23 protein-coding genes are annotated in these 24,023 nt (G+C 68.1%); 11 read left to right on the top strand and 12 right to left on the bottom strand.

The annotated features are described in order from the left end of the window. Positions 1-104 precede the first annotated feature (104 nt). From QKY98_RS08815 to QKY98_RS08775, 9 genes are all read left to right on the top strand, one after another. Positions 105-1,094, top strand: a complete 990-nt coding sequence (locus QKY98_RS08815; RefSeq protein ID WP_284670706.1) for a GlxA family transcriptional regulator — start codon at positions 105-107, stop codon at positions 1,092-1,094. 401 nt (positions 1,095-1,495) lie between these two features. Beyond that, positions 1,496-3,526: a hybrid sensor histidine kinase/response regulator gene (locus QKY98_RS08810; RefSeq protein ID WP_284670705.1), complete on the top strand. Its 2,031-nt coding sequence runs from the start codon at positions 1,496-1,498 to the stop codon at positions 3,524-3,526. 199 nt (positions 3,527-3,725) lie between these two features. After that, entirely contained in the window at positions 3,726-4,952 is a 1,227-nt protein-coding gene (locus QKY98_RS08805) for an SfnB family sulfur acquisition oxidoreductase (RefSeq protein WP_108583031.1), read from the top strand. Between the two features lie 4 nt (positions 4,953-4,956). Next, positions 4,957-5,313 carry a hypothetical protein gene (locus tag QKY98_RS08800; RefSeq protein ID WP_027599625.1) on the top strand — a complete coding sequence of 119 codons (357 nt, stop codon included), beginning with the start codon at positions 4,957-4,959 and terminating at the stop codon, positions 5,311-5,313. Between the two features lie 12 nt (positions 5,314-5,325). Beyond that, the gene (locus tag QKY98_RS08795) at positions 5,326-6,291 is read left to right on the top strand and encodes a sugar ABC transporter substrate-binding protein (protein ID WP_144953536.1); all 966 of its coding nucleotides are present in this window, start codon (positions 5,326-5,328) and stop codon (positions 6,289-6,291) included. Beyond that, positions 6,288-7,826: a sugar ABC transporter ATP-binding protein gene (locus QKY98_RS08790; RefSeq protein ID WP_284670704.1), complete on the top strand. Its 1,539-nt coding sequence runs from the start codon at positions 6,288-6,290 to the stop codon at positions 7,824-7,826. Before QKY98_RS08795 ends, QKY98_RS08790 begins: the two co-directional genes overlap by 4 nt. Further along, positions 7,810-8,799, top strand: coding sequence for an ABC transporter permease (locus tag QKY98_RS08785; RefSeq protein WP_081347895.1), 990 nt, complete (start codon positions 7,810-7,812; stop codon positions 8,797-8,799). The genes QKY98_RS08790 and QKY98_RS08785 overlap by 17 nt, the downstream gene beginning before the upstream one ends. After that, complete coding sequence (locus QKY98_RS08780) at positions 8,796-9,749, top strand: ABC transporter permease subunit (protein WP_027599621.1); 954 nt, start codon at positions 8,796-8,798, stop codon at positions 9,747-9,749. The genes QKY98_RS08785 and QKY98_RS08780 overlap by 4 nt, the downstream gene beginning before the upstream one ends. Before the next feature lie 8 nt (positions 9,750-9,757). After that, positions 9,758-11,161, top strand: coding sequence for an LLM class flavin-dependent oxidoreductase (locus tag QKY98_RS08775; RefSeq protein ID WP_074582727.1), 1,404 nt, complete (start codon positions 9,758-9,760; stop codon positions 11,159-11,161). 9 nt (positions 11,162-11,170) lie between these two features. Here the strand turns inward: QKY98_RS08775 and QKY98_RS08770 are convergent, their stop codons facing one another. The 6 genes from QKY98_RS08770 to QKY98_RS08745 all read right to left on the bottom strand — a co-directional run bounded on the left by QKY98_RS08770 (position 11,171) and on the right by QKY98_RS08745 (position 14,939). Continuing rightward, positions 11,171-11,728, bottom strand: a complete 558-nt coding sequence (locus QKY98_RS08770; protein ID WP_197851886.1) for a histidine phosphatase family protein — start codon at positions 11,726-11,728, stop codon at positions 11,171-11,173. Between the two features lie 249 nt (positions 11,729-11,977). Beyond that, positions 11,978-12,688: an SOS response-associated peptidase family protein gene (locus QKY98_RS08765; protein ID WP_284670703.1), complete on the bottom strand. Its 711-nt coding sequence runs from the start codon at positions 12,686-12,688 to the stop codon at positions 11,978-11,980. Positions 12,689-12,774: 86 nt separating this feature from the next. Next, positions 12,775-13,221 carry a DUF6691 family protein gene (locus QKY98_RS08760; protein ID WP_197851887.1) on the bottom strand — a complete coding sequence of 149 codons (447 nt, stop codon included), beginning with the start codon at positions 13,219-13,221 and terminating at the stop codon, positions 12,775-12,777. Further along, complete coding sequence (locus tag QKY98_RS08755) at positions 13,218-13,628, bottom strand: YeeE/YedE family protein (protein WP_144958938.1); 411 nt, start codon at positions 13,626-13,628, stop codon at positions 13,218-13,220. Before QKY98_RS08755 ends, QKY98_RS08760 begins: the two co-directional genes overlap by 4 nt. Beyond that, positions 13,625-13,975: a sulfite-sensing transcriptional repressor BigR gene (bigR, locus tag QKY98_RS08750; protein WP_027599615.1), complete on the bottom strand. Its 351-nt coding sequence runs from the start codon at positions 13,973-13,975 to the stop codon at positions 13,625-13,627. The genes QKY98_RS08755 and bigR overlap by 4 nt, the downstream gene beginning before the upstream one ends. 100 nt (positions 13,976-14,075) lie before the next feature. After that, the gene (locus QKY98_RS08745; protein WP_169853725.1) at positions 14,076-14,939 is read right to left on the bottom strand and encodes an SDR family oxidoreductase; all 864 of its coding nucleotides are present in this window, start codon (positions 14,937-14,939) and stop codon (positions 14,076-14,078) included. 106 nt (positions 14,940-15,045) lie between these two features. Between QKY98_RS08745 and QKY98_RS08740 the strand changes: the two genes are divergently transcribed. Both QKY98_RS08740 and QKY98_RS08735 read left to right on the top strand, forming a co-directional pair. After that, positions 15,046-15,924 (top strand): LysR family transcriptional regulator, encoded by an 879-nt coding sequence (locus tag QKY98_RS08740; RefSeq protein ID WP_169853726.1) that lies wholly within the window; start codon positions 15,046-15,048, stop codon positions 15,922-15,924. 97 nt (positions 15,925-16,021) lie between these two features. Continuing rightward, positions 16,022-18,223 carry an OsmC domain/YcaO domain-containing protein gene (locus tag QKY98_RS08735; RefSeq protein ID WP_284670702.1) on the top strand — a complete coding sequence of 734 codons (2,202 nt, stop codon included), beginning with the start codon at positions 16,022-16,024 and terminating at the stop codon, positions 18,221-18,223. A 41-nt stretch (positions 18,224-18,264) separates the two neighbouring features. Here the strand turns inward: QKY98_RS08735 and QKY98_RS08730 are convergent, their stop codons facing one another. The 6 genes from QKY98_RS08730 to QKY98_RS08705 form a co-directional block, all read right to left on the bottom strand. After that, positions 18,265-19,881 carry a gamma-glutamyltransferase family protein gene (locus tag QKY98_RS08730; protein ID WP_284670701.1) on the bottom strand — a complete coding sequence of 539 codons (1,617 nt, stop codon included), beginning with the start codon at positions 19,879-19,881 and terminating at the stop codon, positions 18,265-18,267. A gap of 42 nt (positions 19,882-19,923) precedes the next feature. Further along, positions 19,924-20,700: an amino acid ABC transporter ATP-binding protein gene (locus QKY98_RS08725; protein WP_007158608.1), complete on the bottom strand. Its 777-nt coding sequence runs from the start codon at positions 20,698-20,700 to the stop codon at positions 19,924-19,926. Between the two features lie 2 nt (positions 20,701-20,702). Then, positions 20,703-21,470, bottom strand: a complete 768-nt coding sequence (locus QKY98_RS08720) for an amino acid ABC transporter permease (protein ID WP_284670700.1) — start codon at positions 21,468-21,470, stop codon at positions 20,703-20,705. A 12-nt stretch (positions 21,471-21,482) separates the two neighbouring features. Next, entirely contained in the window at positions 21,483-22,289 is an 807-nt protein-coding gene (locus QKY98_RS08715) for an ABC transporter substrate-binding protein (RefSeq protein ID WP_044342000.1), read from the bottom strand. 39 nt (positions 22,290-22,328) lie between these two features. Then, complete coding sequence (locus QKY98_RS08710; RefSeq protein WP_027599608.1) at positions 22,329-23,015, bottom strand: GntR family transcriptional regulator; 687 nt, start codon at positions 23,013-23,015, stop codon at positions 22,329-22,331. A gap of 179 nt (positions 23,016-23,194) precedes the next feature. Then, a complete protein-coding gene (locus tag QKY98_RS08705) occupies positions 23,195-24,022 on the bottom strand; it encodes a phosphodiesterase (protein ID WP_027599607.1) in 828 nt (275 codons plus the stop codon). Position 24,023 lies beyond the last annotated feature (1 nt).

The raw sequence follows: 24,023 nt of genomic DNA, 5'->3' as shown, positions 1-24,023 counted from the left end.
CAGCCTCTCGGAAGATGCTTCAGGTTTTGGGTCCGGCCATGATTGGCCAACCGCGCCCGCCGGCGAAGGGGCGTGACCGACAACTTCAGGGGCGCCAGCGACACATGCACGATCAACCACCGATCGAACTCGGCCTGCTGCTCTATCCCGGCGTGCAACAGGCGACGGTCCATGGCCTCACCGATCTGTTCGAGATCGCCGGGCGCCTCACCGGGACCGCGGAGGATGCCGAGCGCCCGCGGTTGCGCGTCAGCCACTGGCGGCTGGAGGAGGGCGAGACGCTGCCCAGGCGGGTCTACGATTCCCTGCCCGGGGCAAGCGGCGCGCCCCAGGTGCTGATCGTGCCGCCCAGTCTGGCCGAGCCGATTTCACCGGCCGCCGCCGCGCCCTATGGTGACTGGTTGCGCTTGCAGCATGGCGAGGGCGTGCGCCTGGCCTCGATCTGTGCCGGTGCCTTCCTGCTGGCGGAAACCGGTCTGCTCGATGGCCGTACCGCCACCACCCACTGGCTGCATGTCGAGCGCTTCGCCACCCGTTTCCCCCGCGTGAATCTGGACGCCGACCAGTTGCTCATCGACGGCGAGGACCTGGTCACCGCCGGCGGCCTCATGGCCTGGACCGATCTCGGTCTGCGCCTGGTCGACCGCTACCTGGGCGCCAGGCGGATGCTCGACACCGCGCGGACCCTGGTCATCGACCCGCCTGGCCGACAGCAGCGCTACTACAGCGCCTTTTCGCCGCGCCTGAACCACGGCGACAGTGCCATCCTCGCCGTACAGGAATGGCTGCTGGCGACCGGCGCCCAGGACCTCGCCCTGGACACCCTGGCCCAACGCGCCGGACTGGAACCTCGTACCTTTCTGCGCCGCTTTCGCCAGGCCACCGGCATGACCACCACCGCCTACGGCCAGCAACTGCGCGTCGGCCGTGCCCGCGAGTTGCTGCAGGCCAGCCGCCTGCCGCTCGAACGGGTCGCCTGGGAGGTCGGCTACAGCGATCCAGGCGCCTTCCGCAAGGTCTTTACCCGGGTCGTGGGGCTGAGCCCGGGGGATTACCGGCGGCGGTTTGGCGGATTGGCGGGAAGCGGACGCTGAGGGCGAGGGCGGGGCCAGCCGACCGCCACCCCGGCGGTCCCACGGGCGGTTTTCGGACGACCAAGGACCCGCTGAGCGCAGCTTGTCCAGAAAGCCGTAGCTGTGATCGGAAAGGCCCGCCTGCAGGAATCCGTTGTCGCCAAGCGCAACGGTAGAATCCGCCGGTACCGATCCTTTTGGGGCAGCTGCCGAGAGCGGTAGGGCCGTCCCAGTCTCAGGTGTTCACCCTCTATCTACCGACGGATGCCCGGTGCGCGGAACGGGCGATTCGTCTCCCTGTTTGAACTGAGCCCTGATCCATTCCTCCACAGAAAGAGTACAGATGACGGTGCCTCCAGCTTCCGCGAGGCATCGATCCGAGCGCCGCGCGCTCAGAGATGACAAGCCCCATGCAGGTAACAATGAGTCAAGATCCAAACTTTCAGCTGCTGTTCGAGGCGCTGCCTCACCTGGTCCTGGTACTGACGCCTGGTCCCGATTTCATCATGGTGGCGGCCAACGAAGGGCGGGTTCGCGGTACCAATACCCGACGGGAGGACTGCATAGGTCGCTCGATTTTCGAGGTGTTCGGCCGCAACCCGGACGGGCAGTCGGAGTTCGGCGCCGGTGTGCTGCGGGCCTCGCTGGAGCGGGTGGTGCAGACCGGCAAACCGGATCGTATGGCGATCACCAAGTACGACATTCCCCGGCCAGCCAGCGAGGGGGGTGGTTTCGAGGTCCGTTACTGGAGTCCGCTGAATGTCCCGGTGCTGGATGACCGGGGCGAGGTTCGCTACATCATCCACCAGACCGAAGACGTCACTGACCAGGTGCTGGCCGAGCAACATTCCCGCACCCATCTGAAGCTTGCCGACGAGCGCTTTCGCGCTGCCCTTCTGGCCTCCGAGGCAGGCATTTTCGACTGGTACATCGATGAACACAGCTTCTATTGCGATAGTGCCTTGCAGCAGCTGTTCGGCTTGCCGGACGTCCTGACCTCGGAACCCGTCGAGCGCTTCCTCGACCATGTGCATGTCGCTGACCGGGGCATCGTCAGAGCAGCGCTAGCGGAATGCGTCCATGGCAAGGATTTCGTCGTGGAGTTTCGCCTGAAGCGCGACGCAGGCAGACAGTGGCTCCTGAGCAAGGGCAAGGTCTTCCGGGATGCCGCCGGCAACCCGTCCTACGTCACCGGCACCTGCGCGGACATCACCGCGCGCAAGCAGGCGGAAAAGGCCTTGTCCGACCTCAACGAAACGCTCGAGGCGCGGGTCGCGGCCGAGGTGGCGGAGCGTTCCCGCGTGGAAGACACCCTGCACCAGGCGCAGAAGATGGAGGCCGTGGGTCAGCTCACCGGGGGTATCGCCCATGATTTCAACAATCTGCTCACCGGGGTCATCGGCAGTCTGGAGCTGATGCAGCGGCGTCGGCGCAGCGGTGACGAGACGAATGACGAGCGCTACATCACGGCGGCGGTCACCTCGGCGCAACGCGCGGCGGCCCTTACCCAGCGGCTGCTGGCCTTTTCCCGACGCCAGACCCTCGATCTGAAACCGCTCGAGGTCAATCCCCTGGTGGCGTCCCTGGAGGACCTGCTGCACCGCACCACCCGGGAAGACATCACCGTCACCACGCACCTGGCCGCGGGCCTGGCGCTGGTGCGGATGGACGCCAACCAGCTGGAAAGCGCCGTGATCAACCTGGCCATCAACGCCCGCGATGCCATGCCGGATGGCGGCACCATCACCATCACCACTGCAGCCGTGCATCTCACGCCGGAAGAGGGTGCCGCGATGGATCTGGCCGAGGGTGATTACGTGACGCTTACCGTGGCCGATACCGGGGTGGGAATGACGCCCGAGGTGCTGGCCAAGGTGTTCGAGCCCTTTTATACGACCAAGCCGATCGGGCAGGGGACGGGCCTGGGGCTGTCCATGGTGTATGGCTATATGCGTCAGGCCAACGGCGGGGTCCGCATCCTGTCCCAGCCGGGGAAGGGCACCCAGGTGCAACTGTACATGCCGTGCCTGGGCGGTGACCTGGACATCCTGCCCAGCGAAGAAAGCCGCAGCGCTCCCCTCGGCGTCGGCGAGGTGGTGCTGGTCGTCGAGGATGAGGCCGTGGTGCGGTCGCTGATGGTGGAAGTGCTGGGCGAACTCGGCTATCAGACCCTCGAAGCCGGGAATGCCCAGGAAGCCATGCCGTTCCTGGAAAATCCCCAGCGCATCGACCTGATGATCTCCGACGTGGGCCTGCCCGGCATGAATGGCCGCCAGCTGGCCGATCTGGCCCAGGCCAACCGCCCGGAACTCAAGGTGCTGCTGGCGACCGGCTATGCGGAAGGCTCGAACGTGGAGGGCTATCTCGCTGCCAACATGGAGATCATCACCAAGCCCTTCGCCATCGATGCGCTGGCGAACAAGATCAGCGAGATGTTGAATCCGGCGGGTTGAGGAGAGCCCGGGGACGGGCTTGCGCGACTGCCCGCGTTCGGCCATCCGGGCTGTTCCCCGAGCAACAGTTGTCCGGGAAACTGTTCGGTCAGGGACTTCCAGGCGGCGAGGTTTTCACTTAAGTCACTGATATAGCGAGATTTTCGCGCTGGCACGGCATGTGCTCCAGCTCAGGGGCCACCTTTAAGGGAGTCCCTGCATGGCCGTCGCCCCCTCGCTCACTGCCGTTCCCCACGCCTTACCCGAACGTCCCGCCACCGTGTTGCGCGACGCCACCGAGGCCCTCGATGCCGCGGCGGCGCTGGCGGAGGATTTCGCCCGCGAAGCGCTCAGTCGCGATCAGGAGCGGCGCCTGCCCTGGGCCGAGATCGAGCGTTTCTCGGCCAGTGGTCTCTGGGCCATCACCGTGCCGCGGTCGTTCGGCGGCGCCGGGGTGGGCTTCGGCACCGTGGCGGAAGTCATCGCCCGTATCTCCGCAGCCGATCCCTCCCTGGGTCAGCTGCCGCAGAATCACCTGGGCGTGGTCAACAACCTGCTGCTGACCGGCAGTCCGGACCAGCAGCGCCACTACCTCGGCCTGGTGCTCCAGGGCTATCGCTTCGGCAACGCCTTCTCCGAGGCGCGCAGCAAGACCGTTACCCAGTTCGAGACGCGCATCCGCTTTACCGGGGACACCGCCTGGATCGATGGCGAGAAGGCCTATTGCACCGGCGCGCTGTTCGCCCATGTGGTCCCCACGGTGGCGCTGGACGAGGAGGGTCTGGCTCATCTCGCCCTGGTCCCGCGCGATGCCGGTGGCCTGACGGTGATCGATGACTGGGACGGCTTCGGCCAGCGCACCACCGCCAGTGGCCGGGTGCAACTCAAGGGCGTCAGTGTCCGGCGCAGCGCGGTGCTGCCGGCCTGGAAGGCCTTCGAACGGCCGACGGCGGACGGCCCGGTGTCCCAGATCATCCAGGCGGCGGTGGACGTCGGCATCGCCCGCGGCGCCTTTGCCGCCACCCTGGCGGCTGCCCGGGTGGCGCGGCCCTGGACCGACAGCGGACTCGAGCACGGCTGGCAGGATCCGCTGAGCCAGGCGCTGATCGGCGACCTGAGCTGGCGGCTGGCCGCCGCCGAGGCCTTGCTGGAAGACGCCGGCGCCGCCGTCGACCGGGCTCTGGCGGCGCCCTCCGCGGCCAGCGTCGCCGAGGCCTCGGTGGTGGTGGGGCAGGCCAAGATCGCCTCCACCGAGATCGCCCTGGCCGCCGCCAATCGCCTCTGCGAGCTGGGCGGCACCCGCAGCGTCTCGGCGCGCTTCGGCCATGACCGCCACTGGCGCAATGCCCGCACCCATACTCTGCACGATCCGGTGCGCTGGAAGTACCACCTGATCGGCAACCACCTGCTCAACGGCGTCGAGCCGCCCCGTCACGCCTGGAACTGATGCCATGACCGATCTCGCCCCTGCCATCCAAGCCGAACTCGCCTTCGCCGACCAGGTACTCGCTGACCTGCGCGAGGCGCTGCCCCTGGACGCCCGCGCCCGCGATCCGCTGGTGATCGCCACGGTGGGTGACCTCCAGGTGCGCCTGGCCGCCGCTCGCGCCCTGCAGCGACCGCACCGCAGCGAAGACGCCCCGGTACGCCAGATCCAGGCGCGCCTGGCTGCCGACCATGCCCGCCAGCTTGCGGCCGAACTCAAGCGCGAATGGCTGACGGACGCCCCGGCGCCCCGTCAGCCCGGGCCGAGCGTTCGCGACCTCCGGCGCCTGCTGGGCGAGCACCACCTGACGATCACCGACTAGAAAAGGACTGCCATGTCACTGCGTACACTGCTTCGTTCCCTCCTGCTAATGCCGCTGCTGGCCACGACCGCGCTGGCGGCTGCCGACGAGGTCCCGTCGCTGGCCGGCAAGCGCATCGCCATCAGCATGACCGGCACCAGTCACTACTTCGATCTCAAGGCCTTCCAGGCCCAGGTGGAAGAGGTCAAGCGGCTGGGCGGCACGCCCATCACCCTGGACGCCGGTCGCAACGACAAGAATCTGGTGACCCAGCTGCAGACCCTGGTGACCCAGAAGCCGGACGCGGTGATCCAGACCCTGGGCACCCTGAGCGTGATAGACCCCTGGCTGCGCCGCATCCAGGCGGCCGGCATCCCGCTGTTCACCATCGATGCGCCCTCCCAGTACAGCCTCAACAACACCACCTCGGACAACGCCGCCGCTGGGCGGGAGCTGGCCGAGCAACTGGCAAAGGACACCGGCGCCAAGGGTGACATCCTGGTGTTCAACGGCTTCCAGGGCGTGCCGGTTTGCGCTATCCGCTACGCCGAGTTGCGCAAGGTACTCGACGCCCATCCGGGACTGAAGATCATCCAGCCCGAGTTGCGCGACGTGATTCCCAACACCGTGCAGGACGCCCGTGGCCAGATCGCGGCGCTACTCAACAAGTATCCCAAGGGGCAGATCGCCGCCATCTGGTCGGCCTGGGACATTCCCCAGCTCGGCGCCAGCCAGGCGCTGATCGAAGCGGGCCGCACCGAGATCAAGACCTATGGCGTCGACGGCACGCCCGAGGTGCTGGAGTTGCTCAAGCGCGGCGACAGTCCGGTCGGCGCGGTGGTCGCCCAGCAACCGGCGCTGATGGGCCGGACCGCGGTGCAGAACGTCGCTCGCTATCTGGCCGGTGCGCGCGACCTGCCTAGGGAGACCCATGTGGCTACCCTGCTCACCACCCCTGGCAACCTGAGTCAGGTCGCGGCGCTGCGAGGTGATCCATGAGCAGGGCGATCCTCGAACTGCAGGGTATCTCCCGGCGTTATGGCGCCACCCGGGCGCTGGACGGTGTGGACCTGACCCTGAGGGCCGGCGAGATCCACGGCCTGATCGGCGAGAACGGTGCCGGCAAGTCCACCCTGATCAAGGTGCTCGGCGGCCTGGTGACGCCCGACACCGGGGCGCTGCGCCTGCATGGTGAAGTCCTGACGGGCGTCGGGCCGCGCGAGTTGGCCCGCCGTGGCATCGCCATCATCCACCAGGAGCGGCTGCTGCCGCCCAACTTCACCCTGGCCGAGGCGCTGTTCTTCGGGCAGGAGCGGCGCCTCGGCCCGCTGCTGGATCGCCGTGGGCAGGAACGGGCGGCGGAGCGGTTGCTGGCCGAGCGTTTCGGCCTGGACTGCCGCGCGCGAACCCGGGTGGCGGAGCTGAGCAGCGCCGAACAGCAACTGCTGCAGATCAGTCGGGCGCTGCTCGGCACGCCGGAGGTGCTGGTGCTCGACGAACCCACGGTGGCCCTGGCCCATGGCGAGGTGGAGCGCCTGCTGACCCTGCTGCGCCAGTTGCGCGACCAGGGGCTGGCCCTGCTCTATGTGTCCCATTACCTGCAGGAGGTCGAGCGCCTTTGCGATCGCGCCACGGTATTGCGTGGCGGCCGGGTGGTGGCCGAGGTGACGCCCAGCGTGACGCCGGCAGCGGCCATGGCGCGGTTGATGATCAACAGGGACCTGGGCGAGGCCTATCCCAAGGCCCGGACCGCGCCAGGCGAGGTGCTGCTGGAGACCCGCAGGCTGGGCCGTCCGGGGGCCTTCGCCGAGGTCGACCTGCAGGTGCGCCGTGGCGAGGTGGTCGGAATCGCCGGCCTGGTGGGCTCAGGTGCCAAGGAGCTGCTCAAGACGCTGTTCGGTCTGTTGCCAGTAGCCGAGGGCGAGTTGCTGCTGGACGGTCGCCCGCACCGCTTCGCCAGTCCCCGCGCGGCGGTGCGAGCAGGACTGGCGTTGTTGCCGGAGAATCGCCGCCAGCAGGGCGTGGCACTTGATCTCACCGTGACCGAGAATCTAACGCTGGCCGCCCTGGAACGTTTCAGCTGGTTCGGTCTCCGCCGGCCAGGCGCCGAACGCCAGGCGGCGCTACGGCTACGCGAGGCGCTGGACATCCGTACCCCGGATCTGGAGACGCCGGTGCGTCATCTCAGCGGCGGCAACCAGCAGAAGGTCGCCCTGGGCAAATGGCTGGCCCGGGACGCGCGGCTCTATCTGCTCGACGAACCCAGCGTGGGCATCGATCTCGCCGCCCGCGCCGAACTCTATCGCCAGGTCGCCCGGCTGGTGGAGCAGGGCGCCGGCGTCCTGATCCTGTCAGTGGATCTACCCGAATTGCTCAATCTCTGCGACCGCATCCACGTGATGCACCGCGGCCGCCTGCTGCCGGCACGCCCGGCGGCCGAGTTGACGGCGGAGGAGCTTCTGGCCGCCGCCACCGGCGCCCGTGAGTGGCCCGCCAGACAGCATCGGAGGGCGGATCTTGGCCTCGCCTCCTGATCGGTTGTCGATCCCGGTCCCGACCTGGCGCCCGGACCTCTGGCGCCATGGCGCGCTGCTGGCCTTCGCAGTGATCGCGGTCCTGTTCGCCTGGCGCGCACCGGGCTTTCTCGGCGCCGGCAATCTGGCCAACATCCTGGCCCAGGCCGCCATTCCCGGCATTCTCGCCCTGGGCCTGACCCTGGTGATCGTCGGCGGCGGAGGTAACGTGCTTGCCGGTGGCCTGGACCTGTCGCTGGCGGCCAATCTCGGACTCTGCGCGGCGTTACAGGCGACCCTGGTCAACGCCGGCTACGGTGCGCCGCTGGCCATTGGCCTGACCCTGGTCTGCGGGTTGCTGGTCGGAGCGCTCAACGGCCTGACGGTGACCCTGCTGGGCCTGCCGCCGCTGCTGGCCACCCTGGCCAGTCTCAACGTGGTAGCCGGTCTGGAACTGGTGCTGAGCGAGAATACCGTGCTGCCGGCCAGTGCGCCCTGGCTGGATCTGCTGGGCCTCGGCAGCTGGCTGGGCATACCGGCCGCGGGTTGGGTGCTGCTGGTGACCGCTCTGGCGCTGGCGGTGCTCCTGCAGCGCACCCCCTATGGGCTGCGCCTGGCGGCGGTGGGCGACCATCCCGAGGCGGCCCGCGCGGCGGGTCTACCGGTGCGCGGGCTGGTGTTTTCCAGCTATCTGCTGGCCGGCGGCTGCGCGGGCCTGGCGGCGCTGCTGTCGGTCGCCTGGTTCAGCGGCAGCACCCCGGGTTCGGGCGAGTTGCTGCTGCCGGTGGTGGCCATCGCCTTTCTCGGCACGGTGTTCTCCTGGCGCTCGCAACCCAGCGTCGGCGGCACCCTGCTGGCGGCCCTGCTGGTGGGGATGCTCGGCAATGGCTTTCAGTTGCTCGGGGTGAGCAGCTTCCTGGTCAATGGCGTCCAGGGCACGCTGATCCTGCTGGTGGTGGCCGCGGCCAGCCTGCGCCAGGAGGGCCATCGATGAACGCGACCCTTGCCCTCGGCCGGTCCGGTCTGCGCCTGGCTTTGCCGTTGCTGTTCCTGGCGCTGGTGGTGGTCTTCGCCCTGGCCGCGCCCGGCTTTCTCAGCCAGGGCAACCTGCTCAGCCTGTTGCTGAACAATGGCCTGGTCCCGGCGCTGGTGGCCCTGGGGTTGACCTACGCCATCGCCGCGGGCGGCATCGATCTTTCGGTGGGCATCGCCCTGGATCTGGCGGCCTTCGGTTGCATCGCCCTGCTCAACGCCGGTTGGCCGCTCGCCGTGGCGCTCGCCGGTGGGGTGGGGCTGGGCTTGCTGGTGGGGCTGGCCAACGCCCTGCTGGTGGCCGGCGTGGGGCTGTCGCCGTTCCTGGCCAGCCTGGGCGTGCTGTTCATCGGTACCAGCCTGCAACAGCTGCTGTCCGAGGGCGGCCTGCCGCTCTACCTCAAACCCGAATTCCGACCCCCTGCGAGCAGCTGGCTGGGCGCACCGGCGGCGGTCTGGGCGGTGGCGCTGCTGGCACTGCTCTACGGGGTGGTACTGGCGCGCGGACGCCTGGGCCGCGCGCTGCTGGCCCTGGGCAGCCAGCCGCTGGTGGCGCGTCATTCGGGGTTGGCGCTGCGCCGCCTGGCGCTCTGGACCTGCCTGGCCACGGCGCTGGCGGCGGCGGTCGCCGGCATCCTGCTGGCGCTGCGCATCGATGCCTATGTGCCGCTCTCGGGCAATGCCTACCTCATCAACGGCATCGGCGCCGTCTTCATCGGCGCCAGCCTCAATCGCCACGGCCGGCCCAACGTCCCCGGCAGTCTGCTGGGTGTACTGCTGTTGGCGGTGGCCGCCAACGGCCTGCTGCTGGTGGGCTGGAATTTCTACTGGCAGCAGGTGGCCACCGGGCTGCTGATCCTGCTGGTGCTGACCCTCAACCAATTGGCGCGGCGCCGCGACGCGTCGCGCTAGGAGTCCCCATGTCCCGCGAAATCCGCCTCAATGCCTTCGACATGAATTGCGTCGCCCACCAGTCGCCCGGACTGTGGCGCCATCCGCGCGACCGCTCCTGGGAGTACAAGGACCTCGAATACTGGACGGAGCTGGCGCAACTGCTCGAACGCGGGCTGTTCGACGGCCTGTTCATCGCCGATGTGCTCGGCCTCTACGACGTCTATGGCGGCGGCCCGGCGGCGACCCTGCGCGAGGCCACCCAGGTGCCGGTCAACGATCCCCTGGCGCTGATCACCCCCATGGCGGCGGTGACCCGTCACCTGGGTTTCGGCCTCACCGCCTCCCTGAGCTTCGAGCATCCCTATCCCTTCGCCCGGCGGCTTTCCACCCTGGATCACCTGACCCGGGGGCGCATCGGCTGGAACATCGTCACCTCCTATCTGGAAAGCGGCGCGCGCAACCTCGGCCAGTCCGCGCAGGCCGATCACGATGCCCGCTACGACTACGCCGAGGAATACCTGCAGGTGGTCTACAAGCTGCTGGAAGGCAGCTGGGAAGAGGGCGCGGTGCTGCGCGACCGCGCCTCCGGCCGCTTCACCGATCCGGCCAAGGTGCATCCCATCGGCCACCACGGGCGGCACTTCCAGGTGCCCGGCTATCACCTCTGCGAACCCTCGCCGCAGCGCACGCCCGTGCTCTACCAGGCCGGCGCCAGCAGCCGTGGCCGGCAATTCGCCGCCGAGCACGCCGAATGCGTCTTCGTCGCCGCCCCGTCCAAGACGGTGCTGAAGAAAACCGTGGCCGATATCCGCCGCCGGGCTGCCGAGGCCGGTCGCGATCCGCGCCAGGTGCTGATCTTCAACCTGCAGACGGTCATCGTCGGCGAAACCGATGCCCAGGCGCGGGCCAAGTGGCAGGACTACAAGGGCTACGTGAGCTACGAAGGCGCCCTGACCCTGATCTCCGGCTGGACCGGTATCGACTTCGCCGCCTACCGCCCGGACCAGGTCCTCAAGCACCTGCACACCAATGCCATCCAGTCCGCCGTGGAGGCCTTTTCCACCGCCGATCCCGGCAAGCAATGGACGGTGCAGGAACTGGCCGACTGGGTCGGCATCGGCGGCTTCGGGCCGCTGTTGGTAGGCAGTCCGGCGACGGTGGCGGACGAGTTGCAGAGCTGGGTTGAGGAGACCGACGTGGATGGTTTCAACCTGGCCTATGCCGTGACCCACGAGACCTTCGCCGACGTGGTGGACTTGCTGGTTCCGGAGCTACAGCGGCGCGGGGTCTACAAGCGCGCCTATCAGCCGGGCACGCTACGCGAGAAGCTCGGCAGCGCCGGCCCGCGGCTGCCGGCGGAGCACCCGGCCGCCGGCTATCGCGACCTGGCGCGGCAGCGGGAGGAAAGCGTGATACGGGTGCCGGCCTAGTCCGCCCCGTTATTCCGCCTTTTCATAGACGGCAAAGCCCCAGTAGCCACTGCCGGTCTTGCTGACTTCTAGCCAGCCTTGGCGTAGCAACTGCCTGGCGATCAGTCGATTCATGAAGCCGTGGCCCAGCAGCAATATGCTGTCCGGGCCACCGGCCAGGGCGGCGAGCTTGTCTGCTGCCTGTCTCGACCGCTGTTTCGCCTGGGCACAGGACTCGGAGTCTTTCGCCACTCCGCACAGCCACAGCAGACGAAAGACGAAGGCCCAGGTGAAGGGTGACAGGCTTAGCAGCGGAACGCTCACCACGGGCAGTGCCGCCTCGCGAAAGGTCGTGTCCTCGATGGCTGGCGCCTTGCCCAATGCGGCGAGAGAAGTCAGGGCGCGTGGTGCAGTGCTGGTGGCTGCCAGGCCGATATCCCTGGCCGCGGCTATCGCCTCCGGAGTGGCGGCATCCGTGCCTATATCGGACCGATCATAGTCCGCGATCCAGTCGACCATGTCTCGCGCGGCGACGGCACGGTAGTTCTCCAGCGCCGGCTTGCCGTGGCGCATCAGTATGATTTTCATGGGACCTGGGTCGTTGCCGGAAGAAAAACGCTTGGATATGAACGCCTCTTGCAACTAGGTCATGGCAAGGGCTATCCCGTGATTACAACGGCGACTCCCAGCGTATCGTGCGCTGGGCACTCCGGCGTTGGCGAGGCTGCGCCAGCTTTGCTCCGGGCGCCTTGCTGGTCCGGTTGCCAAGGGCAGGAGGCCGCAGGGGCGAACCCACTGTGCCGCCGGCTGGGGGACGAGGCGGACATGGGGCAGCGCCTACACCAGCGGCTCGGCGATCCGCTCCAGCAACTCGGGTCCATCGTTCTTCACGCTGCCCACGGCCTTGCCCACCGGGTACCAGTCGAAGGCGTCCACCGGCGTACCCTCGACCTCGCCGATCTCGCTGGCGCGTTCCATGGGCAGCTCGGGGTCCAGCCATTCGCGCGCCACGGCGGGTGGCAGGACCAGCGGGCGGCGGTCGTGGATGTCGACCATGCCGGCGTCGGAGGCAGCCGTGATGATGACGAAGCCGTCATCGTCCTGAGGTGCCTGGTCGGCCGGGCGGAAGTGGCCGATGGCGGCAAAGAACAGCGGTTCGCCGGATTTCAGCCTGATGAAGTAGGGCTGCTTGAGCTTGGGATCGGCGGAATCCTTCTTCCATTCGTACCAGCCATCGACGATGACCAAGGCGCGGCCTCTTTGCCAGAGGCCGCGAAACATTCGGCTGGTGGCCGCCGTCTCCACGCGCGCGTTGATCACCGGCGGCCGCTTGGCCTGGCGCGCCCAGGCGGGCTGGTAGCCCCAGCGCACCGGATCCAGGTGCAGGCCATCGGCCTGCTGGTGGAGCAGCTGAACCCGGGTGCCGGGCGCCACGTTGTAGCGACCCAGGGCGCGGGGCTCCAGGCCGGTGCGGACGTCCGCGGGCTGGGCGCCCAGGGCGTCCAGGTAGTCGAGGGCATAGCGGTACTGGGCGAAACGGCCACACATGGGATGCTCCTGGGCGAGGGAGACACAGGCTGAAGCGCCGCGCGTCCCTACTTTGGACCGCGCCCCACGCGCGAAGTACCTGGCGCTCAGGCCTTGGGCGCCGCCGTCTCGCGTCCGGCCAGACCACGGTCGTGCAGCACCATCCCCGCGACCAGGGCTGCGACGAAGCCGTAGGTTTTGGCGATGCCCAGGCCCAGGCCGGCCAGGGCCGGGCCCGGGCAAAGGCCTGCCAGACCCCAGCCCAGGCCGAAGAGCGCTGCGCCCAGTAGCAGGCGGCGGTCGATGGGTGCCATTGGCGGCAGCTGGAATCGGGTGTCAAGCAGAGGGCGGCTGAGTCGACGCTGCAGCTGAACGGCGGGCAGGGCAACCAGCAGGGCGCCGCCCAGGACGAGCAGCAGGCTGGGGTCCCAGTGGCCGCTGGCGAGGTCGAGAAAACCCAGTACGCGGGCGGGATCGAGCATCCCCGAGAGGGCCAGGCCACTGCCGAAGAGCAGACCGGCCAGCAGCGTGATGACCAGCCGCCAGAGCATCATCGTAGCAACCCACCCAGGGTGGCGGTCGCCAGTCCAAGGAGCAGGAAGACGGCGGTCGCGGCCAGCGAGCGGCGCGACCCTCGGGCCACGCCGAGGATGCCATGACCCGAGGTGCAGCCCGAGCCCAGCCGGGTGCCGAAGCCCACCAGCAGCCCGGCCAGCAGCACTGTCGGCCAGGTCGCGTTCACGGTCGGCTGGGGGAAGTCGTGCAGACCGCGCATCAGCAGCGGACCCAGGACCAGGCCCAGCAGGAAAACCAGACCGGTGCCGACCTGCTGGCCGCCCAGCAACCGACCAAAGATGCCGCTGATGCCGGCGATCCGGCCGTTGACCAGCAACAGCAGGCTGACCGCCGCACCCAGCAGCAGTCCGCCCGCCAGGGCAGGGAGATAGGCGGCGAGGGTCATGCTGGCGTGTCCTGCGCCTGGCAGAAGATCTGGTAGAGCGCCTGCAGCAGCTGGGCGGCCTTGTCTTCGGTGAGGCGGTAGAAGATCTGCTTGGCCTCGCGGCGGGTGGTGACCAGGCCGGCTTCGCGCAGCACGCCGAGTTGCTGGGAAAGGGTGGGCTGGTGGATGTCCAGGCGGGCTTCCAGTTCGCCGACCGCGTACTCGCCTTCGGCCAGGGCGCAGGCCAGCAGCAGGCGAACCGGATGCGCCAGGGTCTTGAGCAGGGCGGCCACCTCCCGGGCGCGGACCTGCATATCCTGGGCAGAGAGGGCCGCGCCGGGGGAGGGTTGGGCAGGAAGAGTCGTCATAAGCACGCCTGAGCGAGGACAATATACATATTTATATAATGTATATTGTCTCTCCGGCAAGCGTGATGTGGCGCGTTGATCCGCGCCAGGGTGGTACCCGTCAGCCGATCAGTGACCGGGCGAAGTCGCGATAGCCGTGCAGCGGGCGCCCCAGCATCTGCACCAGCCGCTCGCGGTCGCCGGGTTGCGGCAGCATGCCGTCGCTGACATAGCGCTCGGCCATGAGCCTCATCTCGTAGGCCATCCAGGCCGGCATGAAGGTCGCCATGTTCTGCTCGAAGCCCTGGGGATCGTCGCCGGCGTAAAGGATGGGGCGACCCAGCAGTTCGCTCCAGATCGCCGCGGCGCCCTCGCCGGTGAGGGTGTCCGGGCCGACCAGGTTGAGCGTCGTGCTGGGCAGCCTGCCCGGCGCCTGATCGCGGCGGATGAGCTCGAGGGCGGCGACCTCGGCGATGTCCCGGGCATCGACCATGGCCACGCCCTTGCCGCCGAGAGGCATGGGATAGATCCCGTGCTGCAGGATGACGTCCTTGAGCATGGCTTCGTTGTCGATGAAATAGCTGGGCCGCAGGATGGTGGCGCCAAAGCCCATGGCCGCGAGCATGCGTTCGGCGCCGAACTTCACCGCGAAGTGCGGCACGTTGACCGCGCTGTCGGCGCCGAAGACCGAGAGATAGACGACCCGCTCGACGCCGCTCTCCCAGGCGATGTTGAGGGTGATGAGCGCCTGGGTGAATTCGTCGCCGGTCACGGCGTTGAGCAGGAAGAGGGTGGAAACGCCGCTGAAGGCGCGGCGCAGGGCGGCGAGATCGAGCAGGTCGCCCTGCATGACCTCGACGGTGGCAGGAAAATCGGCGCTGGCCGGATTGCGGGTCAGTACCCGCACCTTGGCATCGCGCTGCACGAGTTGTTGCACGAGGTGGCGGCCTACGCGGCCGGAGGCGCCAGTGACGAGGATGGTCATGTCGGTAACTCCAGGTGGGTGAGGGGTGGAGCCACCTTAAGTCGTCTCACCTTGAGCCAATAGCCGCTAAAATAGGAACACTTCGTTCCATAATCGAGACACTGCCTTGGACTTCAGTCTGCTCTTTGACTTCCAGCTCATCGCCACCCACGGCGGCATCGGCAAGGCCAGTCGCGCCAGTGGCCGACCCAAGGCCAGCCTGTCGCGGCGGCTGGCCGAGCTGGAAGAGGCCCTGGGTGTCAGGCTGATCGAGCGGGGTGGGCGCAGCCTGCTGCTGACGCCGGCCGGTGCCGAGCTGGCGGCCCGGACCCTGGGGCCGCTGCGCGAAGTGCAGGAGGCGGTGGCGGCGGTGCAGGAGGGGGTGGCGGTGCCGCGTGGGCGGTTGCGCATCGCGGCGCCGCTACTGTTTTCCCAGGTGGCGCTGGGACGTCTGAGTGCGGATTTTCGCCGGCAGTATCCGGAGATCCTGATCGAAGCGGTGGGCGAGGATCGCCTGGCCGATCTGGTGGACGAGCATTTCGACCTGGCCATCCGCATCAATCCGGCGGCCGACAGCCGCCTGGTGGGGCGCTGTTTCGCCCGGGATCGAAGGGTGCTGGTGGCAGCACCTGGCCTCGATCGCCCCCCGGAATCCGCTGCCGAACCCATGCCCCTGCCGGCGGTGGTCATGCCCGGCCATGGCGACGGCGAGGTCTGGACGCTCGCGGAGGACGGGGCGCGCTTCCTGCCCCAGCCGGTGGTGCAGCTGACCTCGCTGTTGACCATCCGCGAGGCGGTGCTCGCCGGGGCGGGTGCGGCGCTGTTGCCGCTGTCCCTGGTGCAACGGCAGCTGGACCAGGGCGCGCTCAGCCGCTGGGGCACCCAGGCCGGCGAGACCGAACTCTGGGTGCTGCACACCTCGCGGCGACTGCAGAGCCCCAAGGTCAGGGCCTTCGTCGATTTCCTCTGCGCGCGCTATCCGGACGGCATCTTTCGGCTGGACTAGCGGAGTCCGCTGGCGGCGAGACGACAGCCTGCGTATCACCCGCCGCCCTTTGTCCGGATAATGGCGGCCACTCTGTCTCCAAACCGGAATGCTGTGCATGGAAATCAAGGTCAATTTTCTCGACAACCTGAGGCTCGAGGCCAAGTTCGACGACTTCTCGGTGATCGCCGATCAGCCCATCCGCTACAAGGGTGACGGCTCGGCCCCGGGGCCCTTCGACTATTTCCTGGCGTCCTCGGCGCTCTGCGCGGCCTATTTCGTCAAGCTCTATTGCCAGACCCGCGACATCCCCACCGATAACATCCGCCTGGCGCAAAGCAACATCGTCGACCCGGAGAATCGCTACAAGCAGACCTTCAAGATCCAAGTCGAGCTGCCCGCCGAGCTGTCCGACAAGGACCGCCAGGGCATCCTCAGATCCATCGATCGCTGCACGGTGAAGAAGGCGGTGCAGGCCGGTCCGGACTTCATCATCGAGGCGGTGGAAAGCCTCGACGCCGATGCCCAGGCCCTGCTGCTGCCCAGCGATGGCACCCGCCAGACCTACATCCCCGGCAAGGACCGGCCGCTGGAAGAGACCATCGCCAAGCTCTCCGGCATCCTCGCCGAGCTGGGCATGAAGGTGGAGATCGCCTCCTGGCGCAACATCGTGCCCAACGTCTGGTCGCTGCACCTGCGCGATGTGCAGTCGGCGCTGTGCTTCACCAATGGCAAGGGTGCGACCAAGGAAGCGGCCCTGGCCTCGGCGCTGGGCGAATTCATCGAGCGCCTCAACTGCAACTTCTTCTACAACGACCAGTACTGGGGCGAGGCCATCGGCAACGCCGCCTTCGTCCACCACCCCGACGAACGCTGGTTCCAGCCGGGGCCCAAGGACGCGCTGCCCCGGGAGATCCTCGACCGCTACTGCCGCAAGCTCTACGACCCGGAAGGCGAACTGCGCGCCTCGCACCTGCACGACACCAACTCCGGCAACGTGGCGCGCGGCATCTGCGCGCTGCCCTTCGTGCGCCAGTCCGATGGCGAGGTGGTGTACTTCCCCTCGAACCTGATCGAGAACCTCTACCTCAGCAACGGCATGAGCGCCGGCAACACCCTGGCCGAAGCCCAGGTGCAGTGTCTGTCGGAAATCTTCGAGCGGGCGGTGAAGCGGGAGATCCTCGAAGGCGAGCTGGCGCTGCCGGATGTGCCTGAAGAGGTATTGGCCCGCTATCCCGCCATCGTCGAGGGCATCCGCGGCCTGGAAGCCCAGGGCTTCCCGGTACTGGTCAAGGACGCCTCCCTGGGTGGTGAATTCCCGGTGATGTGCGTGACCCTGATGAATCCGCGCACCGGTGGAGTGTTCGCCTCCTTCGGTGCCCATCCGCGCCTGGAGATCGCCTTGGAGCGCAGCCTCACCGAGCTGTTGCAGGGTCGCAGCTTCGAGGGCTTGAACGACCTACCGCAGCCGACCTTCGAAAGCCAGGCGCTGATGGAGCCCAACAACTTCGTCGAGCACTTCATCGACTCCAGTGGCCTGGTCTCCTGGCGCTTCTTCAGCGCCAAGGCCGATCACGAGTTCGTCGACTGGGACTTTTCCAGCGAGGGTGAAGACGCCACCGCCCAGGAGGCCGCCACCCTGTTCGGCATCCTCGCCGAGCGGGACCTGGAAGCCTACATGGCGGTGTACGAGGAACTGGGCGCGCCGGCCTGTCGCATCCTGGTGCCGGGCTACTCGGAGATCTATCCGGTCGAGGACCTGATCTGGGACAACACCAACAAGGCCCTGCCGGTGCGCGAGGACATCCTCAACCTGCACCGCCTGGACGATGCGGCCCTGGAATCCCTGCTCGAACGCCTGGACGATACCCAGGTGGACGACTACACCCGCATCGCCACCCTGATCGGCGTGGAATTCGACGAGAACACCGTCTGGGGCCAGTTGACCCTGCTGGAACTCAAGCTGCTCATCCACCTGGCGCTGCAGCAGTTCGAAGAGGCCAAGGAAGAGGTCGAGACCTTCCTGCAGTTCAACGACAACACCCTGGAGCGCGGCCTGTTCTACCAGGCGCTCAATGCGGTGCTGGAAGTGGAGCTGGACGACGAACTGGAACTGGCCGACTTCGAGGTCAACTTCCGGCGCATGTTCGGCAATGAGCGACTGGACGCCGCCCTGGGTTCGGTTTCGGGCGAGGTGCGCTTCCACGGCCTGACGCCCACCAGCGTCAAGCTGGAAGGCATCGACAAGCACCTGCGACTGATCGACAGCTATCGCAAGCTGCACGCGGCGCGGGCCAGGGCGGCCGGCATCGCGCTCTGAGGTAGCGCCCCGCCCGTAGCGGGGCGGGGCCTTCCCAGCGGTCAGCAGACCGCGATATGGGAATCCGCGCGCGGCTCGGTGCCGCCGCAGAGCACGCCGGTTTCCGGATCGCGGACGATGATCTGGCCGCGACCGAAGTCGGTGGAGTCGTGGGCGATCTCGATCTGGTGGCCGCGCCGCGCCAGGCCACTGGCCAGGGCGCGGGAAGCCGCCTGCTCGATGCCGACCTTCATCTCCCCCAGCCATTGCCAGCGCGGCGCATCCAGCGCCGCCTGCGGATTCAGGCCGAAGTCCACCAGGTTCATCACCATCTGCACATGCCCCTGGGGCTGCATGTAGCCCCCCATGACGCCAAAGGGTCCGATGGGCACGTCACCCCGGGTCAAAAAGCCCGGGATGATGGTGTGGAAGGTCTGCTTGCCCGGCGCCAGGGCGTTGGAATGCGCGGCATCCAGGCTGAATTCCGAGCCGCGATTCTGCAGGCCGATGCCGCTGTCGGGTAGCACCACGCCGGAGCCGAAGCCGTGGTAGGCGCTCTGGATGAAGGACACCATGTTGCCCTCGCCATCGGCGGTGGCGATGTAGACGGTGCCACTGGCCTGGGGATCGCCGTGCAGCGGCGGCTGGGCCTGGTCGGTGATCTCGGCGCGACGGCGCTCGGCATAGGCGTCGTCCAGCAGGACGCTGGCGGCGACCCTCATGTGCTCGGGATCGGTGATGTAGTGCAGGCCGTCGGCATAGGCCTTCTTCATCGCCTCCAGCTGGCGGTGCCAGGTGAGCTGGCTGTCGCGCTGGTCGAAGTCATAGCCCTTAAGGATGTTCAGGGTCATGAGCGCGATCAGGCCCTGGCCGCTCGGCGGGATCTCCCACACCTGATAGCCACGGTAGTCGACCTTGATCGGCTCGACCCAGCGCGGCTGGTAGCCGGCCAGGTCAGCGGCGGTCAGGTGGCCGCCGGTCGCGGCGGCATGTTCGGCCAGACGCTGGGCGAGGGCACCGCGGTAAAAACTCTCGCAGCGGGTCTGCGCCAGGTCTTCCAGGGTGCGCGCCTGGGCCGGATTGCGAAACAGCTGGCCGGCGACCGGGGCCTTGCCCTCGATGAGGAAGGTGTCGAACCAGGCTTCCAGTTCGGGCGACTTATCCCGGCTGGCCTGGTACTCGGCCTGGGCGATGCGCCACTGGTGGGCGACCACCGGCGAGACCGGGAAGCCGTCGCGGGCCAGGGCGATGGCGGGTTCGAACAGGGTGGCGAAGGGCAGCTTGCCGAAGCGCCGCGACAACTCGGCCCAGGCCGCCGGACAGCCCGGCACCGTGACCGGCAGCCAGCCGTGCACCGGCATGCGTTCGTGGCCGGCGGCCTTGACCGTGGAGATGTCGAGGCTGGCCGGGGCATGACCGCTGGCGTCCAGGCCGTGCAGCCTGTCCTTGACCCAGACCAGGGCGAAGGCATCGCCGCCGATGGCATTGCCGGTGGGTTCCACCACGGTCAGGGCCGCGGCGGTGGCGATGGCCGCGTCGATGGCGTTGCCGCCCTGGCGCAGCATGGCGATGCCGGCCTCGGCGGCCAGCGGCTGGGAGGTGGCGACCATGCCATTGCGCGCGAAGACGCTCTGGCGTTGCGAGGCATAGGGGTAGTCGTGGGCGGAGAAATTCAGCATGGCAGGCTCTTCGTCTTCAATCGGGTAGCGGCGTGCGTCGGCTCAGAGCACGCGACTGAGGAATTCGCGGGTGCGCGGATGGGTGGGATTGCCGAACACCTGGGCGGGCGGGCCTTCCTCGATCAGTTCGCCCTGGTGCAGCACCACCACGCGATCGGCCACCTCGCGGGCGAAGCCCATCTCGTGGGTCACCACCACCATGGTCATGCCGTCCTCGGCCAGTTCCTTCATCACCTGCAGCACCTCGCCGACGGTTTCCGGGTCCAGCGCGCTGGTGGGTTCGTCGAACAGCATGGCCTGGGGCTTCATGGCCAGGGCGCGGGCGATGGCCACACGCTGCTGCTGGCCGCCGGAGAGTTGCGCCGGATAGTGGTCGGCCTTGTCGGACAGTCGCACCCGGGCGAGCAGGGCGCGGGCCTGCTCCACGGCGACGGCGCGCGCCACGCCGAGCACCTGGATGGGCGCCTCGATGATGTTTTCCAGCACCGTCATGTGCGGGAACAGATTGAACCTCTGGAACACCATGCCGATGTCGCGGCGGCGGCGGGCGATGTTGCGCTCGGAGTCCCTGACCCTCGATCCATCGGGACGCTCGCGAAAGCCCATCAGCTCGCCGTTGACGCGGATGGTGCCGCCCTGGATGTCCTCCAGGTGGTTGAGGCAGCGGATGAAGGTGGTCTTGCCGGAGCCGGAGGCGCCGATCAGCACCACCACCTCGCCGCGGCGCACCTCCAGGCTCACGCCCTTGAGGATGTCCAGCTCGCCGAAGGCCTTGTGCACCTCCAGCGCCTGGATCACGGGTTCTTGCGTGGTCGTCATGGCTAGCGTCCCCGTAGCTTGAAGCCCTGCAGGCTGAACAGCCGGCCGGTGGCGGTGGGTCTGTGACCGTCGGCCTTGCCGAAGCGCCGCTCCAGCCAGGCCTGGAAGAAGCCCCAGAGGGTGGTCAGGACCAGGAAGTAGATGGCCACCACTAGGTACAGCTCGAAGACGCGAAAGGTCGCCGAGGTGATCATCTGGGTGCTGAGCAGCAGCTCCTGCACCCCGATGACGCTGACCAGGGTGGTGTTCTTGAGCATCACGTTGAACTCGTTGCCGAGCGGCGGAATGATCACCCGCAGCGCCTGGGGCAGCACGATGCGCCGCATCAGCTTGGCCGGCGTCATGCCCAGGGAACGCGCCGCCTCGTACTGGCCGCGATCCACCGCACCGATGCCGGCGCGGATGATCTCGGCCATGTAGGCGCCTTCGTTGAGACCCAGGGCGATGATGGCCGCCTGGATGTTGCCCGGGATCACCAGGAAACCCAGGTTCAGGTCCTCGAAGCGGAAGATGCCGCCGGCCGCCAGGGCCGTGTAGAGGAAGACGATCTGCACCAGCAGCGGCGTGCCACGCATCAGCCAGACATAGAAGCGCACCGGGTATTGCAGCGCCCGGTAGCGCGACAGCCGTGCCAGCGCCGCCAGCAGGCCGAGCGCGCAGCCCAGCAGCATGGCGCCGACGGCGATGACGCAGGTCAGCCCGAGGCCGTAGAGGTAGACGTCGCTCGGGTGCAGCAGGTACTGCCAGAACACATCCCAGCTGAAGTTCATCGTGACCGTCCCTTAATCGAGCTTGTCGCCTTCCAGGTGCCACTTGGCCATGAGGGCGGCGTAGCTGCCATCGGCCTTCATGTCGGCGAGGATCTGGGTGAGGGCGGCGCTGAGCTGGCTGTCGTCCTTGCGCACGCCGATCCCGGTGAGGATGCGGGCGAAGGCCGGCACGCCGGTCTCGAATTGGCCGGGCGCCACGCCCTGGTAGTAGGCGGCGGTTTCCACGGTCGTGCCGTAGGCGTCGGTCTGGCCCAGGCGCAGGGCCTGGAAGGCGTCGGTGTCGCTGTTGTAGGCCACCAGCTTCATGGGCGCCTTGCCGGCCTTCTTCAGTTCTTCGTTGTGGGCGTCGAGCAGGGTGCGGATGGTGGAGCCGTTGAGCACCGCGACCTTCTTGCCGGTGAGGTCATCCAGGGTATGGATGCCGGCCTTGTTGCCGGCCGGCACCACCACCGCCTGGCTGGAGTACATGTAGTTGACGATGTCGATCACCTGGCGGCGCTCGGGCTTGTCGAACAGCTGGTCGATCAGCAGGTCGCACTGACCGGCCAGCAGCGCCGGGATCAGGCCCGAGAAGGGCACTACGCGCCAGTCGACCTTCTTGTCGCCGAGGCGCTTGGCGATCTCGGCGCCGAGGTCGACGGTGAGGCCCTTGGGCTTCTGGGCTTCGTCGAAGAAGCCGATCGGCGGGGTATCGAGGGCGCCGCAATAGGTGATCTTGGAGGCCTTGGCCAGGCGCTCGGGGATCTGGGGGGCGGCCTGGGTGAAGCCGGCAGCGAGGGTCAGGGCGAGCAGACTGCAGGAAAGCCGGTGGCGGGTCATGGTCTTCTCCGGAAGGACGGGGGTGGCAGGGCGGATGGCTCAGCGCGGGGGCGCACTTCGGGTCTGGTCGCCCGATCGTTCGATAAAGGTCAGCAGGTCGGGCACCGTGCCCTCGATGTGCTCGCGCAACACCCGCTCGGCCTCGGCGGCATCGCCGGCGCGCAGGGCGGCGAGGATGGGCGCGTGTTCGTCGCGGGCCGACTGGGGCCGGTCGGCGTGCAGCCAGAGCTGCATGTGCGGCTCGATCAGGGCATAGAGGCCGTTGATCTGGCGCAGCAGCCGCGGCCGGCCGGCCAGGCTGCACAGGTATTCGTGGAAGGCGCGGTGCTGGGCGACCCAGGCGCCGGGTTCCTGCTCGTCGTCCAGGTCTTCCAGCAGCCGCTCCAGGCGCGTCATCTCGCGGGGGCCGACATGGGGCGTGGCCAGGCGGATGGCCAGGCCTTCGAGGGCGCTGCGCATCTCGAACACCTCGCGCATGTCGTCCAGGTCCAGGCCGCTCACCACCGCGCCGCGGTGCGGCCGGAGGATCACCAGGCCTTCGGCGGCGAGGCGCTGGAAGGCGCTGCGCACCGGCATGCGACTCATGCCCAGGGTGGTGGCGATGTCCTCGGCGATCAGGCGTTCGCCATTGCGATAGTGCCCGGCGCAGATGGCCTGCAGCAGATGGCGATAGGCCTCTTCTTCGGCGCTCAGGGCGGTGGAGCGGGACAGAGCGGAGAGCGGCATGGGCTGGCTTCCTGGATTTTTGTATCCAATCTGCTAAGGCAAGGCCCATGCCAGGGAACCAAATGCTTGCCAGCGCTGGGCCGCGGGTCAGGGCGGTCCGGCGCCGGCGTTACCTTTTGCACCAGCCTGGGTCGCAGTTGCCGCCGCCTTGCTACCCCAGGACCCGAAACGGGGCGGCGTCAGTCCAGCAACTGGCCGTCGGCGGCGAAGAAGGGATAGGGCCCGGGATAGTTGCCCAGCGGCAGATGGTGGGTCACCAGCGCCTCGTCCGCCCAGCGATGCAGCAGCAGGCCCGGCGGCTCCAGGCGGAAGCGCGAGGGCGCGGCCTCGCGCAGGTCCAGGTCGACCTGGTGCGACACGCCAGGGCAGACGCAGGCCAGGGTGCCGCCGAAGCGGCGCTGGATCAGCCGGTGCAGGTGACCGCAGAGCAGGCGTTCCACCTGGGGATGGCGGCGGATCACGGCTTCCAGTTCGGCACCGCCGGCCAGGCCGATGCGATCCATATGGCCGATGCCGACCGGGAACGGCGGGTGATGCAGGAGCACCAGGGTCGGCTGGTCGGGTGCCTGGGCGAGCTGGTCGTCGAGCCAGGCCAGTTGCCTGGCGTCGAGACGCCCCCCGTGCTCGCCGGGGATATGGGTATCCAGGCCGATCAGCCGCAGCGGGCCGCAGTCCTGCTGCCAGTCCAGGGTGCCCTGGGCCGGCAGATAGGGGTGATCGGCGAAGGCGGCGCGCAGGGCGGCGCGGTCGTCGTGATTGCCGGGGATGACGAAGAAGGGCATGGCCAGCTCGGCCAGCACCTCGCGCAGGGTGGCGTATTCCTCGGGGGTGCCGAAGTCCACCAGGTCCCCGGTGATGACCAGGGCATCCGGGCGCGGTTGCAGGGCGTTGAGGCGGTCCACCGCCAGGCGCAGGGCGCCGAGGGTATCGACTACCCCGTAGGACAGCCGGCCGCCGGCCTTGATGTGCAGGTCGCTGAGCTGGGCCAGCAGGAAGGGCGCGTGCATT

The sequence above is a fragment of the Pseudomonas sp. HR1 genome (assembly GCF_030175875.1).
Classification (GTDB): Bacteria; Pseudomonadota; Gammaproteobacteria; order Pseudomonadales; family Pseudomonadaceae; genus Chryseomonas; species Chryseomonas oryzihabitans.
Note: the sequence above shows the minus strand (reverse complement) of the source record. Positions and strands in the feature narration are given on the sequence as shown.